The sequence below is a fragment of the Limimaricola cinnabarinus LL-001 genome (assembly GCF_000466965.1).
Taxonomy (GTDB): Bacteria; Pseudomonadota; Alphaproteobacteria; order Rhodobacterales; family Rhodobacteraceae; genus Limimaricola; species Limimaricola cinnabarinus.
The window spans coordinates 1-14,230 of the sequence record NZ_BATB01000028.1; the positions used below are offsets into that span (position 1 = coordinate 1).

A 14,230-nucleotide genomic window follows, 5' to 3' on the forward strand; every position below is an offset into this window, starting at 1 on the left:
CCTGAAGCTCGCCAAGAAGTCGAGGGAGGAGATCGACGCCGCGATCTCCAACGCCGCCCGCATCCTGCAGCTCGAACCTTATCTCGACCGCCTGCCTAAGGCGCTCTCGGGCGGCCAGCGGCAGCGGGTCGCCATCGGCCGCTCGATCGTGCGCGACCCCAAGGTCTATCTCTTCGACGAGCCGCTCTCCAACCTCGATGCGGCGCTGCGCGTCGCCACGAGGATCGAAATTGCCCAGCTCAAGGAATCGATGCCCGACTCGACCATGATCTACGTCACCCACGACCAGGTCGAGGCGATGACGCTGGCGACCCGGATCGTGGTTCTGGCCAACAAGGGCATCGCCCAGGTCGGCACGCCGCTCGAACTTTACGAGCGGCCCGAGAACGAGTTCGTGGCGCAGTTCATCGGTTCGCCGGCGATGAACCTGCTGCCGGGCCGGATCACCGGCACCGGCGCGCAGACCACGGTGACGCTTGATGGCGGCGGCACCGCGCTTTCGGCGGTGCGACGACCGAGGCCGACATGGGCAAGGTCGTAAAGCTGGGCGCGCGGCCCGAGGATCTGATCGAGACCACGGATGCGGGCGGGGCCCATATCTTCGAGGGCCGCGTCGATTTCACCGAGTCGCTGGGCGAGGTGACGATCCTGTATTTCGAGAAGGTGAACGGCGCCGATCCGGTGATCGCCAAGCTGCCGGGCATCCATTCCGACCTGCGTGGCCGCAATGTGCGTCTCTCGGCGGCGCCAGAGAAGGTGCAGGTCTTCCACGAGGGGCGCTCGCTCTACTACCGGTGAGCCGGGCGGGCCGACCCCGGCATCGGCGAGCGGAGGCGCACCGGTGCCGGGGTCGGCCTTCAAGGCCTCATCGGTTCAGGAACGCGCCGCGCGGTTTGCCCCGCGGCTGGCCGTGCCGGCCCGAAGGTTCAGATAATTGCCCCCGAGGATCAGCGCGGCGCCCAGAACGACCCAGGTCCCAATCGGTTCGCCGTAAGCCACGAGCCCGACCACCGCAATCACCGGAAGCCGCAGGAAATCGAACGGCATCACCAGCGTCGCCGGGGCAAGCCGCAGCGCGCTCGCGATACAGAAATGCGCCGACAGCCCCGCTGCCGCGATCAGGGCAATCCATGGCAGCGTTGCGGCGGAGGGCAGGGTGATGTCGGCGTCGAACGCGGCGCAAGCAAGGCCGAAGACGGCTTGGCTGACGGTCATCCACCACAGGATCTCGGCGGTGCTTACCTGCACGGTAAGCTTCTTGGTCAGGATATAGGTGAAGGCGAAGCCAATGGCGCAGCCCGCGGCGGCCAAGAGGGCGGGAGAGATCGGGGCAGCGCCGGGGCGCGCCACCAGCAGGATCCCCGCGAAGCCCAGTAGCGCGGCCAGCGCCCGGGCCCGCGTCAGCCGTTCGCCGAGCAGCAGCGGCGACAGTACAAGCGCCCAGAGCGGCGCGGTGAACTCGAGCGCGAAGACCTGCGCCAGCGGCAGCGAGACGATCGCGTAGAACCACAGGTTCTGGGCCGTGAAATGTGCGAGGTTGCGCGCGAGGTGAAGATCGGGCCGGCGCAGGCCCACCGCGCCCCAGCGGCCGCGCAGGCCCAGCGTAGCAGCGACGATGGCCGCCCCGATGAGCGAACGGTAGGCCATGATCTCGAAGGTATCGAGCTCGAACGACACGGCCCGGCCCGCCACCGCCATCGAGGTGAAGGCCGCCACTGCGCCCATCATCCATGCCGCCGCAAGAAGCGCCTGCGATCCGGTGCCGTCGGTCGCGTCTTGCGTGCTCATGCTGCCCTCCCGTTCTCCCCCGATGTGCTAGCGCAGCCCTTCGTCTTTGCCCATGCCCCGTGGCCATGCGCGGCACTCGGCCTCGGGCGCGGCACGGGGTCGAACCCGTTTGACCCGTCGGCGCGGGCGTCCTAGAAGTCGACAACACTTCCGACAGAGCGGGACACGCCTTGACCGACGCCAGCATCATCCGCCACGACTGGACCCGCGCCGAGGCGCAGGCGCTCTTCGACCAGCCGTTCAACGACCTGCTGTTCCAAGCCCAGACCGTGCATAGGCAGAACTTCGACCCCAACAAGGTCCAGCGCAGCCAGTTGTCGAACATCAAAACCGGCGGCTGTGCCGAGGATTGCGCCTATTGCAGCCAATCGGCGCGCAACGGCTCGCATCTCCCGGCCTCCAAGCTGATCGAGGTGGAGCGCGTGCTTTCGGAGGCGCGCCGCGCCAAGGAGCAGGGCTCGACCCGCTTTTGCATGGGCGCGGCCTGGCGTTCGCCCAAGGAACGCGACATGGACCAGCTCGTCGCCATGGTCGAGGGCGTGCGGGCGCTCGGCATGGAGACCTGCATGACATTGGGCATGCTCGAGGACGATCAGGTGATCCGCCTCAAGGGCGCGGGGCTCGATTACTACAACCACAACATCGACACCTCGGAGCGGTATTACCCCGAAGTGATCACCACCCGCACCTTCGCCGACCGGATCGACACGCTCAACCGCGTGCGCGAGGCGGGGATCAAAGTCTGTTCAGGCGGCATCCTCGGGATGGGCGAGACCGAGATGGACCGGATCGACATGCTGCTGGCGCTGGCCAATCTTGCCGAGCATCCCGACAGCGTGCCGATCAACCAGCTGATGCCGATGCCCGATACGCCGCTCGCGGATGCCGAGCCGGTGGACGGGATCGACTTCGTGCGGGTCATCGCGTTGGCGCGCATCCTGATGCCGAAAGCCCATCTGCGGCTCTCGGCCGGCCGCACGGCGATGAGCGAGGAGACGCAGGCGCTGTGTTTCTTTGCCGGGGCCAATTCGATCTTCTCGGGCGACGTGCTGCTGACGGCGCAGAACCCCGGCGAGGATCGCGACAGCGTCCTGTTCGGTCGGCTCGGGCTCGAGTCGATGGAGCTTGGCGAGACCGGCGCGCGATGAGTGCTGCGGCCTCACGGGGCCGCCCCGGATTTGCGCGCCACGCCGATGCGCTCGACGCGCTCGGTGCGCGCGGCCGCAGGCGCGTGCTGATGCCCCGGTTGGGGCAGGACTTTTCCTCGAACGATTATCTCGGGCTGGCGGGATCCGATCTGTTGCGCGCGGCGGCGCGCGCGGCGCTCGACCGGGGCGTGGCCACGGGATCGGGCGGCTCGCGGCTACTGCGCGGCAACGACGCAGAGCACGAGGCGCTGGAAGCCGAGGCGGCGGCCTTTTTCGACGCGCCCGCCGCACTCTACATGGGCGCGGGCTTTCCCGGCAACGTGGCGATCTTCTCGAGCCTGCCGATGCAGGGCGATCTCGTCCTCCACGACGCGCTGGTGCATGCCAGCGCGCATGACGGGATGCGTCTCGGCCGGGCCGAGACCCTGAGCTTTGCGCATAACGACGCGGATGCTGCACGCGACGCCCTGCGGGGCTGGCGCGCGGGCGGCGGCATGGGCCGGGTCTGGATCGCCTGCGAGAGCCTCTATTCCATGGAGGGCGACCTCGCGCCTCTCGAGGACCTCGCCGCCATCGCGGTGGAGGATGGCGCGGTGCTCGTCGTCGACGAGGCGCATGCGACCGGGCTTTATGGTGATCGCGGGCAGGGGCGAGCGCATGGGCTCGACCCATCCGTCGATATCGTGACGCTGCACACCTGCGGCAAGGCCCTCGGCGGCGCGGGCGGTCTGGTCTGCGCCGATCCGGTGCTGATCGACACCCTGGTCAACCGCGCCCGCAACTTCGTGTTCTCCACCGCCCCGTCACCGCTCGACGCGGCCATCATGCGCGCGGCGCTGCGGCTGATGGCCGAACGGCCCGATCTGCGTGATGCGGCATGGGACAACATCCGCCACTCTCACGACGTCGCCCGGCGCGCGGGCTTCGGGCAATTCGACACGCAGATCCTGCCGGTGATCATCGGCGAGGATGCCGAGGCGCTGGTTCTTGCGACCGCACTTCAGGCGCGGGGCCACGACGTGCGCGCGATCCGCCCGCCCACGGTGCCGCGCGGCACGGCACGGCTTCGGATCTCGATCACCCCCAATGTCGCTTCGGGCGAGATCGACGCGCTCTTTGCCGATCTGTCCAACCTTCGAAAGGCCGCCGCATGACCCCCATCATCGTCACGGGCACCGATACCGGCATCGGCAAGACGGTCGTTTCCGCCGGTCTCGTGCAGGCCCTCGGCGCGCGCTATTGGAAACCGGTGCAGTCGGGGCTGGAGCATGAGACCGACAGCGAGATCGTGGCGCGGCTTTCGGGCGGAGTTGTCCTGCCAGAGGCGGTGCGCCTGAGCCTGCCCGCGAGCCCGCATATCTCCGCCGAGGCCGAGGGTCTGAGTATCGACCTCGACACACTGCGCCTGCCCGAAATCTCCGGGCCTTTGGTCGTCGAGGGGGCGGGCGGCATCATGGTGCCGCTCAATGACGAGACCACCTTTCTCGATCTCTTTGCCCGCTGGCGCGCGCCGGTGGTGCTCGTGGCGCGGACCGCGCTCGGGACGATCAACCACACGCTTCTGTCGCTCTCGGCGCTGCGCTGCGCGGGCGTTCCGGCGGGAGGCGTGATTTTCGTGGGCGAGGCTGCGCCGCGCGTGGAGCGCACGATTGCCGAGATGGGCAAAGTGGCGCATCTGGGCCGCCTGAGCCACCTCGATCCGCTGGACCCCGATACCCTGCGCGCGGGGTTCGACGCCATCGACATCACCGCGATCCGCGCCGCGATGGAGGCCGCATGACCGACGCCGCCTTCGACCGCGATCATCTCTGGCATCCCTACACCAACGTCATGGCGCCGGGGCCGACCTATGTGGTCGAGAGCGCCGAGGGCGCGTGGCTCACTCTCGATGACGGCACCCGCATGATCGACGCCATGTCGTCTTGGTGGTGCACCATCCACGGCCACCGCCACCCGGCGATCTCGCGCGCGATGCACGAGCAGATCGACCGCCTGCCGCATGTGATGTTCGGCGGGCTGACGCATGGCCCGGCGATCGAGCTGGGCCGCAGGCTGGTGGCGATGACGCCCGAGGGGCTCGAACACGTGTTCTACTGCGACAGCGGCTCGGTCGCGGTCGAGGTGGCGATGAAGATGGCAGTGCAGCATCAGCTTGCCGCCGGGCGGCCCGGCCGCGTCCGTTTCGCGACGCCGCGCGGCGGCTATCATGGCGACACATGGAAGGCGATGAGCGTCTGCGACCCGGTGAACGGAATGCATCATCTGTTCGAGGGCGCGCTCAACATCCAGTATTTCGCGCCGCGTCCGCCGGTAGCGATGGGCGACGATTGGCCCGAGGACGACGAAGCCAACGGCATCGCGGCGCTGTCGCGGCTGCTGCATGAGCATGGCGACCAGATCGCCGGGCTGATCCTCGAGCCGCTGGTACAGGGCGCGGGCGGCATGCGCTTCTACCATCCCGAATATTTGCGCCGCGCGCGCGAGCTTTGCGACGAGTTGGGCATCCTGCTGATCTTCGACGAGATCGCCACCGGCTTTGGTCGCGTGGGCGAGATGTTCGCGGCCGATCTCGCGGGCGTGGCCCCCGACATCATGTGCTTGGGCAAGGCGCTGACTGGTGGGCACCTTTCCTTCGCCGCCGTCATGGCCTCGGGCGAGGTGGCGCGGATGATCGGCTCGGGCACGCCGGGGCTCTTCATGCACGGGCCAACTTTCATGGGCAATCCGTTGGCCTGCGCCGCCGCCTGCGCCAGCCTCGATCTGCTCGCGGATGGCACATGGCGCGACCATGTCGCCGCCATCGCGGAGCAGATGGGAGAGGAGTTGGCCCCCGCGCGTGACCTGCCGGGCGTGGCAGAGGTGCGCGTGCTCGGGGCGATCGCGGTGATCGAGATGGAACACGAGGTCAGCGCCGATGCCGCCCACCCGATCTCTCGTGAGACCGGCGTCTGGCTGCGTCCATTCGGGCGCAACATCTACGCCATGCCGCCCTTCGTGCTGACATCGGGAGAGGTCAGCCAGGTCTGCGCCGCGATGATCCGCCTCGCAGGCGAGCTATAGCGTCATGCGGACGCGCTGGCTGGCCGGGCCGAGCGATGCGTCGGAGGTCATCGTCGCCTTTGGCGGTTGGACCGCCGGGGCCGGGCCGCTGGCACATTTGTCGGGCGATTGTGACGTGCTGTTCTGCGACGACTGGCGCGATCTGGGGGCCGAGCTTCCCTCGCTTGAGGGCTATGCGCGGCGCTCCCTCGTCGCGTGGTCCTTCGGTGTCGCGGCCTATGCGCATTGGCAGGCCGGGCAGGCGACCGGGTTCGACCGGCGCGTCGCGCTGTGTGGCAGCCCCGTGCCGGTCGACCGCCGCCTCGGCATTCCCCCTGCGATCTTCGCGCGCACCCGCGACCGGCTCGATCGGGATACGCTCAAGCTCTTTCTCGATCGGGCCGGGGTCCCGCCGGTGGCGGATGCAGATATCGACGCCCTGCGAGATGAGCTCGACGTCGTGGAGGCGCGCGGAGTTGCGCCAGAGGTCGTCTGGAACAACGTTGTGATAGCGTCGCGTGACCACGTGTTCCCCGAGGCCAACCTGCGGCGGGCCTTCGAAGGCGTGCCCCTGCGCGTGGTCGAAGCGCCGCATTGCCCCTTCGGCCTCTGGCAGAGTTGGAACGAGGTGCTTGGATGAGCATCGCCACCGACCGCGTGGCACGTGCGTTTCGGCGAGGCCTGCCGAGCTATCACGACGAGGCGCGGGTGCAGGCGGCGAGTGCCGCGCGGCTGGCCGGGATGCTGGTCGAGGACGGGGTCGGGCCGCGGATTGCCCGCGCCTTCGAGTTCGGCTGCGGCACCGGGCTTCTGACCACCGCTCTGCGGTCGCGCTTCGCCATCGAGAGCTTCGAGACCAACGACCTGCTGCCGGAGGCGGTCGCCTATCTTCCTGCCGATCTGCGCGCCGGGTTCCGTCCCGGACCGATCGAGGACATCGCCCTCGACGGCCGGTTCGACCTGATCGCCTCGGGGGCCACGATCCAGTGGATCGCCGATCCCGCCGCGCTGCTCTCGCGGCTGGCGCGGCATCTCGCGCCGGATGGGCGATTGCTGATCGGCGGCTTCGGTCGCGGCCATTTCGCGGAGCTGGCGGCGCTGGCGGCGCCTGAGCCTTTGTTCTACGCTGATCCCGCCGACTGGCCTGCCCTGCTGCCTCGGGGGTTGGCTCTGCGGGCGGTCGAAATCCGGCGCGAGGTGTTGGGGTTCGACGACTTGCCGCAGCTCTTGCGGCACCTGCGGGCCACCGGCGTCACCGGCAACGCACGGGCGGGCTGGGGGCGGAGGGCGATGCGCGCCGCCGAGACGCGCTGGCGGGCCGAGCATCCGCGCCCCGACGGGCGGCTCGGGTTGAGCCATGTTTCGGTGCATCTCGTCATCGGTGCCACCGCTGCGGGCGGCGCATGTGCCGGGGCCGATACGCCCTAGCCCGAGAAATACAGTTCAGGGTGTTGCAGTAATGTTCGACCAAGGCAGAACCGCCTGCGCGGTCTCCTCCTGCCGGGGGTCGGCCTGCGGCGCGGGCGCGGTTTGGGTCAGGCAGATCACCTCGATCTCGGCTCCGGCGCGGCCCACCGCATGGATCGATGCGCCGCAGGTCAGCGTTTCGTCGCCGCCACGTGTTACGATGCAGATCAGTTGATCCGCATCCCCCAGAAGCTCGACGGTCGTGATCGACAGCGCCTTGTGGGCGGCATGCAGCAAGGCGCTCTCAGGCACACGTGGTGGAACGGGACCGCAGGAACGGCTCAAGGGAAGGTCACGAGCGCGAATGGGCGGCATCGCACCGTCAAAGCCACCGGCGGCATGGCTGCGATCATCGGTCCTTCCGTTTCGATTCTGCCCAAAACTCCGCCCCGCGGCATGGTTCGGGATGACTCCGCCAAGCCTGCACCGCCCGATCTTTTTGCGCCAGCGCGGCGTGGCGCTCCAATAGACGGCAGCCCGGGCGACGTTGCCCAATTTTGCGACATCGCGCCACCTGAGCGCCGCCAGAAGAGGCAAGTCGTGTCGCGTGTCGAAAATGCATTTGGCCTCGATTGCACCCGCGGCGGCTCTGGCCGAACCGTGTGCCATCCCGACCATTCGCCCGATGGGCCATGAGGGCGGGAGGGAGACGGCCACTGGACTTGGACCTCGCGGCGGCCGCCCCCCGGATGCAACACAGTTGCGGAAGTTGAGCTAGGGCGGGCAGGGCCGAGAGGCAATCCCCGCCCCGCCGCTTCCGCCAGGAGACCGACAGATGATCAGACCCTCGACTTCACTGGCCGCCTTCCTCGCGATCGGCGCGCTGAGTGCCCCCGCCATGGCGCAAGACGCATCCTGCCCGATCAAGGTGGGCGTGCTGCACTCGCTTTCGGGTACCATGGCCATCTCCGAGACCACGCTGAAGGACACGGTTCTGATGCTGGTCGAGGATCAGAACGCCAAGGGTGGCCTTCTGGGGTGCGAACTCGAGGCGGTGGTCGTCGACCCGGCCTCAGACTGGCCGCTCTTTGCCGAAAAGGCGCGCGAGCTTCTGTCGGTGCACGAGGTCGACGTGATCTTCGGCAACTGGACGAGCGTGAGCCGCAAGTCGGTGTTGCCGGTGGTCGAGGAGCTGAACGGCCTGCTGTTCTACCCGGTGCAGTACGAGGGTGAGGAGAGCTCGAAGAACGTCTTCTACACCGGCGCCGCGCCGAACCAGCAGGCGATCCCCGCGACCGACTACATGATCGAGGAGATGGGGGTCGAGAAGTTCGCGCTCCTTGGCACCGACTACGTCTATCCGCGCACCACCAACAACATCCTCGAAGCCTATCTCAAGGATCAGGGCGTCGCCGACGCCGACATCTTCGTCAACTACACCCCCTTTGGCCATTCCGACTGGTCCAAGATCGTCTCTGACGTCGTGGGCTTGGGCGCCGACGGCAAGAAGGTCGGCGTGATCTCGACCATCAACGGCGACGCCAATATCGGCTTCTACAAGGAACTCGCCGCGCAAGGCGTCTCGGCCGAGGACATCCCAGTCATCGCTTTCTCTGTGGGTGAGGAGGAGCTGTCGGGTCTCGACACCTCGAACCTCGTCGGTCACCTCGCCGCATGGAACTACTTCCAGTCCGCCGATGGCGAGGCGAACGAGGCGTTCGTCGCCAAGTGGAAGGAGAAGATGGGCGAGGAGCGGGTCACCAACGATCCGATGGAAGCCCATTACATCGGTTTCAATATGTGGGCGCAGGCGGTCGAAAAGGCCGGCAGCACCGAGGTCGATGCCGTGCGCGAGGCGATGTACGGCCAGACCTTCGAGAACCTCACCGGCTCCACCGCCGAGATGCTGCCCAACCACCACCTGACCAAGCCGGTGCTGATCGGCGAGATCACCGAAGACGGGCAGTTCGACATCCTGACCCAGACCGACCCGGTGCCCGGCGACGCCTGGACCGATTTCCTGCCCGAGAGCGCGGTGCTGACCTCGGATTGGAAGGATCTCGGCTGCGGCATGTACAACACCGAAACCGAGACCTGCGTGCAGACCAAGTCGAACTACTGACGACGCAAGGGCCGGGGCGGATTGCGCCCCGGTCACCCACGGGGGCGAACGAATGACACGGATATTCATGACGGCGCTGGCGGCGCTGTGGCTGGCTCTCGGGCCTGCCACAGCGCAGACCGGATCGGTGCAGGATCTTTTGCAGGATCAGGGCGATCTGATCGAGCAAAGCTCGCGGCGCACCATCCAACCCGCGATCGACGCCATCGTCGCGAGCGGGCTGGAGCGGGTGCAGCCGGTTCTGCAGGCTTGGCAGAACAAGGCGCTGTGGCGCGATGCCGAGGGGCGCTTTTGGCGGGTGATCGAAAGGGACGGGGCCGAAATCCTCGTCGATGTCGATACCGGTGAGGAAACCGGCCCGGCCAACACCGACGCGATGGAGCAGATCAAGCCCAACAGCGGCATCCGCGCCCTCATCGGCACGGCGCTGGTGCAGTTCCAGCTCACCGACCCCGAGCCGCGCCGCCGCCGCGAGGCGCTGGTCTCGATCACGCGCGACCCCGAGCCGGAGCTGCTCGCACCGCTGCGCGCCTCGATCGAGACCGAGGAGGACGCCGATCTGCGCGCCCGCAAGATCCGGCTGGAGCGGCTTCTGACCATGCGCTTTGGCACGGCTGAGGCCGAGCGCGTCTCTGCCATCGAGGCGCTGTCGACCGACACCGCCGTCGAAGTGCGCGCCGCGCTCAACCCGCTCCTGGCCACGCGCCTTGAGGTCGTGCCCGCCGGCGCCACGCCCGAGGGCAACGTCGCGCGCGCCCTGTCGCCCGGAGGCGAGAGGCTGTCGATGGGCGCGGCCTATGCCCGGCTGGTCGAGGAGGGCCTCGCCCCGGCGCGTCCCGACAATTCCGACATCCGCGCAGCCCTTGAGGCGAACCGGGAGGCGGGCCGAGTCGGCGGCGTGCCTCTGGGCGCGCTAGGCGATCCCGCCGTCCGAGCCCGTGCCTATGACGCGCTGGCCGCCCGGGGCACCGTGCCGCCGCGCGTCGAGGATGGCGACGTCGAGGCCGCGCTCGGGGCGCATGACTTCTTCGGCGTCTATGTCGAGCCGAGCAGCGCCGTCACCGACGCCGCCCGCGCGGCAATCACCTCGATCGGGCTGCGGGTCGGCGCGATGAAGGGGGTCGATATCGGCCTCGATGCGCTGAGCCTCGCCTCGATCTACTTCCTCGCCGCCATCGGCCTTGCCGTCACCTTCGGCGTGATGGGCGTCATCAACATGGCGCATGGCGAATTCATCATGATGGGGGCCTACACCGCTTATCTCGTGCAACAGATCGTGCCGGACCGCACGCTGTCGCTCATCGCGGCCTTGCCTGCCGCCTTCGTGGTGACCTTTGCCGCGGGCGTGGCGATGGAGCGGTTGGTGATCCGGCATCTCTACCATCGCCCGCTCGAAACGCTGCTCGCGACCTTCGGCATTTCGATTGCGCTGCAGCAACTCGCCAAAATCATCTTCGGCACGCAGGCCCGCCCGCTCACCGCGCCAGACTGGCTCGGCGGCGCGTGGATCCTCAACGACGTGGTCGGGATCAGCTACATCCGCATCGCGATCTTCGTTCTGGCGCTGATGTTCCTCGGCTTCTTTCTATTTTTGATGAAGCGTACGCGGCTCGGGCTCGAAACCCGCGCCGTAACGCAGAACCCCGGCATGGCGGGTTCGGTCGGCATCGATCCGGGCCGGGTCAACATGCTGACCTTCGGGCTCGGCTCGGGCATCGCGGGCATCGCGGGCGTGGCGATCGGCCTCTATGCCAAGGTCACCTCCGAGATGGGGGCCGACTACATCGTGCAGAGCTTCATGACCGTGGTCGTCGGCGGCGTCGGCAACATCTGGGGCACGCTTGCGGGGGCCGCGATGATCGGTGGGCTGCAAAAGGGCATCGAGGTGCTCAACCCCTCGAACACGCTGGCGGCGCAGACCTACATGATCGTCGCCGTGATCATCTTCATCCAGTTCCGGCCGCGCGGCATCATCGCGCTCCGGGGCCGCGCGGCGGGAGACTGACCGCATGACCGCCCCTCACATCGCATCGGAGGCCCCATGACCGGCTCCTTTCTCAAGCGCAACCCGTCGGTCCCGATCATGCTCGGCGCGCTGCTCCTCGTCACCTTCCTCGTCTCGATCCTGTCCGAGGCGGCGGGCGGCGGGCTGTCCACCAGCTTCGTCAAGACGCTCGGCATGACGCTGTGCCTCGCGCTCGCGGCGCTCGCCATGGATCTGGTCTGGGGCTATGCGGGCATCCTGTCCTTAGGCAACATCGCCTTCTTCGCGCTGGGCGGCTACATGATCGGCATGTGGCTGATGACGGCCCGGACCGAAAACATCGTGGCCGAAAGCCTCGCGGGTTCGGTGATCCCGCCGACCCCCGCCGAGATCCGCGACGCGGTGGGCGGACAGATCTTCGGCGTCGTCGGCTCGTCCGATTTCCCGCCGATCTGGAGCCTGTCGAGCAGCCTCTGGGCGCAGCTCGCGCTCGTGGTGCTGGTGCCGTCGCTCTTGGCGCTGGTCTTCGGCTGGCTGGCGTTCCGCAGCCGGGTCACCGGCGTCTACCTGTCGATCCTGACGCAGGCGATGACGCTGGCGCTGGCGCTCTACCTGTTCCAGAACGACAGTGGGCTGCGCGGCAACAACGGGTTGTCGGGGCTGCAGAACCTGCCGGGGCAGGGCGACGTGCCGCAGGCGCAGGTGGCGCTTTGGTTCCTTTGGGGCTCTGCCGTGGCGCTGGGCTTGGGCTACGTGCTCTGTGCGTGGGTGGTGTCGGGCAAGTTCGGCGCGATCCTGCGCGGCATTCGCGACAACGAGGCGCGGGTGCGCTTCCTCGGCTACCCGGTCGAAGGCTTCAAACTCGCTGTCTTCACGCTGTCGGCGGCGATCACCGGCATCGCGGGCGCGCTCTATTATCCGCAGGCGGGGATCGTGAACCCCGCCGAGATGATGCCCATCGCCTCGATCTACCTCGCGGTCTGGGTGGCGATCGGCGGGCGCGGACGGCTCTATGGCGCGGTGATCGGTGCCATCGTGGTGAGCCTCGTGTCGTCGTTTTTCACATCTGGCCAGCTGCCGGATCTGGACCTCGGTCCGCTGCGCATCGTCTGGGTCGACTGGTGGCTGGTGTTCCTCGGCCTCAGCTTCGTGGCGGTGACGCTGTTCGCGCCGCGCGGTCTCGGCGGTCTGGTCGATTTGTGGACCCACCGCCGCCGGCCTTCGCGTCACGGCGCCGATCTCGGCCCAGACCGGGGATCGTTCCGCGAAGAGGAGGCAGAGGCATGAGCACGCTTCTTGAGGTGTCCGGCGTCTCGGTGAGCTTCGATGGCTTTCGTGCCATCAACAACCTGTCGTTCCGCATGGGCGCGGCCGAGCTGCGCGCGGTGATCGGGCCCAACGGCGCGGGCAAGACCACCTTCATGGACATCGTCACCGGCAAGACCCGCCCCGACAAGGGCACGATCCGCTGGGGCGAAAAGGGGCTGTCGCTCCTTGGTTTGTCGGAGGCGCGCATCGCCCGTGAAGGGGTGGGGCGCAAGTTCCAGAAGCCCACGGTGTTCGAGGACCAGACGGTGCAGTCGAACCTCATCGTGTCGCTCAAGAACCGGCGCGGGCCGTTCGCCGCGCTGTTCTACCGCCCCGGCCAGGGCGACATCGCCCGCGTCGAGGCGCTGGCCGAAAAGATCGGCCTCACCGCGCACCTGGCGCGCAAGGCGGGCGAACTCAGCCACGGCCAGAAGCAATGGCTCGAGATCGGCATGCTGCTGGCGCAGGAGCCGCGGCTCTTGCTGGTGGACGAGCCCGCCGCGGGCATGACGCTCGAAGAGCGTGAGAAGACCACCGACATCCTCGTCGAGGCCGCGAAGACCCGCGCCGTGGTGGTGGTCGAGCACGACATGGAGTTCGTGCGACGCCTGAACTGCCGCGTGACGGTGCTGCACGAGGGATCGGTTCTGGCCGAGGGCAGTCTCGATCACGTGACCTCCAACCCCGACGTCATCGACGTCTACCTGGGACGATAGACATGCTCGACGTGACCGATCTCGACCTCCACTACGGCCATAGCCAGATCCTCGATGGCGTGTCGATGACCGCGCGGGCGGGCGAGGTGACCTGCGTGATGGGCACCAACGGCGTCGGCAAGACCAGCCTGCTCAAGGCGCTGTCGGGGCGTCACCCGGCAAGCAGGGGCCGCATGACCCTCGATGGCGACGACATCGGAGGGATGTCCGCCCATGGCAAGGCGCGGGCAGGCGTGGGCTATGTGCCGCAGGGGCGCGAGGTGTTCCCGCTGCTTACCGTGCGCGAGAACCTAGAGACCGCCTTTGCCGGACTGCCGCGTGCCGAGCGGAAGGTACCCGACGACATCTTCGATCTGTTTCCCGTGCTGCACCAGATGCAGCACCGGCGCGGCGGCGACCTCTCCGGCGGCCAGCAGCAGCAGCTTTCGATCGCCCGCGCGCTGATCCTCAAGCCGCGCCTTTTGCTGCTCGACGAGCCGACCGAGGGCATCCAGCCCAACATCATCCAGCAGATCGGCCGCGTCATTTCCAAGCTGCGCGACCGGGGCGACATGGCGATCGTGCTGGTCGAGCAGTATTTCGACTTCGCCTACGAGCTCGCCGACAGCTTCGTCGTGATGCGGCGGGGGCGAGTGACCCTTACCGGCACCCGCGACGGGGTGAGCCGCGACGAGCTGCTGCGCGGCGTCTCGGTCTGAGTCGGGCGGGGCCGTTACGG

13 protein-coding genes and 1 pseudogene are annotated in these 14,230 nt (G+C 68.0%); 12 read left to right on the forward strand and 2 right to left on the reverse strand.

Annotated features, from left to right (window positions below; genetic code table 11):
* A pseudogene (locus MBELCI_RS22405) lies at nt 1–798 on the forward strand (ABC transporter ATP-binding protein); the annotation flags it as partial.
* A 75-nt stretch (nt 799–873) separates the two neighbouring features.
* Here the strand turns inward: MBELCI_RS22405 and MBELCI_RS10525 are convergent.
* Nucleotides 874–1,788, reverse strand: a complete 915-nt coding sequence (locus MBELCI_RS10525; protein ID WP_021694184.1) for a DMT family transporter — start codon at nt 1,786–1,788, stop codon at nt 874–876.
* Between the two features lie 185 nt (nt 1,789–1,973).
* Between MBELCI_RS10525 and bioB the strand changes: the two genes are divergently transcribed.
* The 6 genes from bioB to MBELCI_RS10555 are packed head-to-tail and all read left to right on the forward strand — an operon-like array spanning nt 1,974 to nt 7,403.
* Complete coding sequence (gene bioB / locus MBELCI_RS10530) at nt 1,974–2,936, forward strand: biotin synthase BioB (protein ID WP_235047617.1); 963 nt, start codon at nt 1,974–1,976, stop codon at nt 2,934–2,936.
* Complete coding sequence (locus MBELCI_RS10535) at nt 2,933–4,090, forward strand: aminotransferase class I/II-fold pyridoxal phosphate-dependent enzyme (protein ID WP_021694186.1); 1,158 nt, start codon at nt 2,933–2,935, stop codon at nt 4,088–4,090. Before bioB ends, MBELCI_RS10535 begins: the two co-directional genes overlap by 4 nt.
* Nucleotides 4,087–4,716, forward strand: a complete 630-nt coding sequence (gene bioD, locus MBELCI_RS10540; protein WP_021694187.1) for a dethiobiotin synthase — start codon at nt 4,087–4,089, stop codon at nt 4,714–4,716. Before MBELCI_RS10535 ends, bioD begins: the two co-directional genes overlap by 4 nt.
* Nucleotides 4,713–5,996, forward strand: a complete 1,284-nt coding sequence (gene bioA, locus MBELCI_RS10545) for an adenosylmethionine--8-amino-7-oxononanoate transaminase (RefSeq protein WP_021694188.1) — start codon at nt 4,713–4,715, stop codon at nt 5,994–5,996. Before bioD ends, bioA begins: the two co-directional genes overlap by 4 nt.
* A 4-nt stretch (nt 5,997–6,000) precedes the next feature.
* Nucleotides 6,001–6,615 (forward strand): pimeloyl-ACP methyl esterase BioG family protein, encoded by a 615-nt coding sequence (locus MBELCI_RS10550; RefSeq protein WP_021694189.1) that lies wholly within the window; start codon nt 6,001–6,003, stop codon nt 6,613–6,615.
* Nucleotides 6,612–7,403, forward strand: coding sequence for a methyltransferase domain-containing protein (locus tag MBELCI_RS10555; protein WP_021694190.1), 792 nt, complete (start codon nt 6,612–6,614; stop codon nt 7,401–7,403). Before MBELCI_RS10550 ends, MBELCI_RS10555 begins: the two co-directional genes overlap by 4 nt.
* 15 nt (nt 7,404–7,418) lie before the next feature.
* On the opposite strand, the gene MBELCI_RS10560 is transcribed toward MBELCI_RS10555, so the two are convergent.
* The gene (locus tag MBELCI_RS10560) at nt 7,419–7,679 is read right to left on the reverse strand and encodes a hypothetical protein (RefSeq protein WP_021694191.1); all 261 of its coding nucleotides are present in this window, start codon (nt 7,677–7,679) and stop codon (nt 7,419–7,421) included.
* Nucleotides 7,680–8,217: 538 nt separating this feature from the next.
* Here MBELCI_RS10560 and urtA point away from each other — a divergent pair.
* The 5 genes from urtA to urtE are packed head-to-tail and all read left to right on the forward strand — an operon-like array spanning nt 8,218 to nt 14,210.
* The gene (gene urtA / locus MBELCI_RS10565) at nt 8,218–9,504 is read left to right on the forward strand and encodes an urea ABC transporter substrate-binding protein (protein ID WP_021694192.1); all 1,287 of its coding nucleotides are present in this window, start codon (nt 8,218–8,220) and stop codon (nt 9,502–9,504) included.
* Between the two features lie 52 nt (nt 9,505–9,556).
* Nucleotides 9,557–11,509: an urea ABC transporter permease subunit UrtB gene (gene urtB, locus MBELCI_RS10570; protein ID WP_045320012.1), complete on the forward strand. Its 1,953-nt coding sequence runs from the start codon at nt 9,557–9,559 to the stop codon at nt 11,507–11,509.
* Between the two features lie 36 nt (nt 11,510–11,545).
* On the forward strand, nt 11,546–12,775 hold the full coding sequence (urtC, locus tag MBELCI_RS10575; RefSeq protein ID WP_021694194.1) for an urea ABC transporter permease subunit UrtC: 1,230 nt from the start codon (nt 11,546–11,548) through the stop codon (nt 12,773–12,775).
* Nucleotides 12,772–13,512: an urea ABC transporter ATP-binding protein UrtD gene (urtD, locus tag MBELCI_RS10580; protein WP_021694195.1), complete on the forward strand. Its 741-nt coding sequence runs from the start codon at nt 12,772–12,774 to the stop codon at nt 13,510–13,512. Before urtC ends, urtD begins: the two co-directional genes overlap by 4 nt.
* Nucleotides 13,513–13,514: 2 nt before the next feature.
* Entirely contained in the window at nt 13,515–14,210 is a 696-nt protein-coding gene (gene urtE / locus MBELCI_RS10585) for an urea ABC transporter ATP-binding subunit UrtE (protein WP_021694196.1), read from the forward strand.
* Nucleotides 14,211–14,230: the final 20 nt, after the last annotated feature.

Excerpts from the sequence above, each read along its gene's own strand:
- bioA (WP_021694188.1), top strand. The coding sequence starts at position 4,713 with ATGACCGACGCCGCCTTCGACCGCGATCATCTCTGGCATCCCTACACC.
- urtA (WP_021694192.1), top strand. The coding sequence starts at position 8,218 with ATGATCAGACCCTCGACTTCACTGGCCGCCTTCCTCGCGATCGGCGCG.
- urtD (WP_021694195.1), top strand. The coding sequence starts at position 12,772 with ATGAGCACGCTTCTTGAGGTGTCCGGCGTCTCGGTGAGCTTCGATGGC.
- MBELCI_RS10550 (WP_021694189.1), top strand. The coding sequence starts at position 6,001 with ATGCGGACGCGCTGGCTGGCCGGGCCGAGCGATGCGTCGGAGGTCATC.
- MBELCI_RS10555 (WP_021694190.1), top strand. The coding sequence starts at position 6,612 with ATGAGCATCGCCACCGACCGCGTGGCACGTGCGTTTCGGCGAGGCCTG.
- MBELCI_RS10535 (WP_021694186.1), top strand. The coding sequence starts at position 2,933 with ATGAGTGCTGCGGCCTCACGGGGCCGCCCCGGATTTGCGCGCCACGCC.
- urtC (WP_021694194.1), top strand. The coding sequence starts at position 11,546 with ATGACCGGCTCCTTTCTCAAGCGCAACCCGTCGGTCCCGATCATGCTC.
- bioD (WP_021694187.1), top strand. The coding sequence starts at position 4,087 with ATGACCCCCATCATCGTCACGGGCACCGATACCGGCATCGGCAAGACG.
- urtB (WP_045320012.1), top strand. The coding sequence starts at position 9,557 with ATGACACGGATATTCATGACGGCGCTGGCGGCGCTGTGGCTGGCTCTC.
- MBELCI_RS10525 (WP_021694184.1), bottom strand. The coding sequence starts at position 1,788 with ATGAGCACGCAAGACGCGACCGACGGCACCGGATCGCAGGCGCTTCTT.
- urtE (WP_021694196.1), top strand. The coding sequence starts at position 13,515 with ATGCTCGACGTGACCGATCTCGACCTCCACTACGGCCATAGCCAGATC.